This is a genomic window from Limnothrix sp. PR1529, from assembly GCF_002742025.1.
In the GTDB taxonomy this organism is placed as follows: domain Bacteria; phylum Cyanobacteriota; class Cyanobacteriia; order CACIAM-69d; family CACIAM-69d; genus CACIAM-69d.
Genome location: NZ_LIRO01000019.1, coordinates 1 through 1,106, shown reverse-complemented (window position 1 = coordinate 1,106; position 1,106 = coordinate 1). Strand labels below are relative to the sequence as shown.

The window sequence follows — 1,106 nt, the reverse complement described above, 5'->3', positions numbered from 1 at the left end:
TCTTCGGCTGGTTCACGGAAGTGTTGCGATCGCCCGCCTTTGCCCCGGAAAAAATTGCCCTCGCCAAAACCCAACTGCGGGGGAACATTGCCCGGCGCAACGACGACCCCGACGGCATCGCCAGCCGTGAATTTGACAAATTGCTCTACGGAGCCAACAGCCCCTACGCCCGCACGGTGGAATACGCCACGCTCGATCGGATCGATCGCCCGGCCGTGGAGTCGTTCTATCGGCGCTATTTCGTTCCCCAGAACATCATCTTGGGCATTTCCGGGGACTTCGATCGCACAGCCATGCGCCGCCTGATCGAAGCCCGCCTGGGCGACTGGCAGCCGGGCCCCAACCGTGAAAATCCGCTACCCGCCGTCAGCCAAGTGCAGACCAGCGGCGTGTTTGTGGTCGATCGGCCCCAGCTCACCCAAAGCTCCGTTGTTCTGGGTCACCTGGGCGGCCTCGTCAGCAACACCGACTACCCCGCCATGGCCGTCCTCAATGATGTGCTGAATGGCTTTGGGGGTCGCCTGTTTAACGAACTGCGATCGCGCCAGGGCCTTGCTTACTCGGTCTATGGCTACTGGAGTCCGAATTATGACTTTCCTGGCACTTTCCAAGCCGGTGGCCAAACTCGTTCCGAAGGAACTGTGCCCCTAATTCAGGGCTTAAAGGCAGAAATTGCCAAAGTTCGTAGCCAGCCAATTAGTAATCAAGAGTTGAATTTTGCCAAGGAATCAGCCCTCAATTCCTTCATTTTCAACTTTGCTGACCCGTCTCAAACCCTCGGCCGATTGATGACCTACGATTACTACGGTTATCCTTCTGATTTTATTTTCCGCTACCAAAAAGCCGTTCAAGCTACCACCATTGAGGATGTGCAGCGGGCAGCACAGACTTATCTAAAACCTGATCAATTGGTGACCTTGGTGGTGGGAAATCAGAAGTCAATTCAGCCACCACTCAATCAATTAGGACAGCCGGTAACCGCTTTGGATGTCGCAATTCCCGGTGTACCAACTGGCCGCAATTCTTGACCTATTTGGTTCACTCAGCCTGAGTTGCAATCAAAACTGTAGTGTTACCGAGAACCATAGGAACAAGGGGCTTAAGCC

Annotated in this window: 1 protein-coding gene; it reads left to right on the top strand. The window is 54.7% G+C overall.

Annotated elements, in window-relative coordinates:
• A partial coding sequence (locus tag AMR42_RS03695; protein ID WP_099532125.1) for a pitrilysin family protein occupies positions 1-1,028 on the top strand: 1,028 nt, incomplete at its 5' end.
• Between the last annotated feature and the right edge of the window lie 78 nt (positions 1,029-1,106).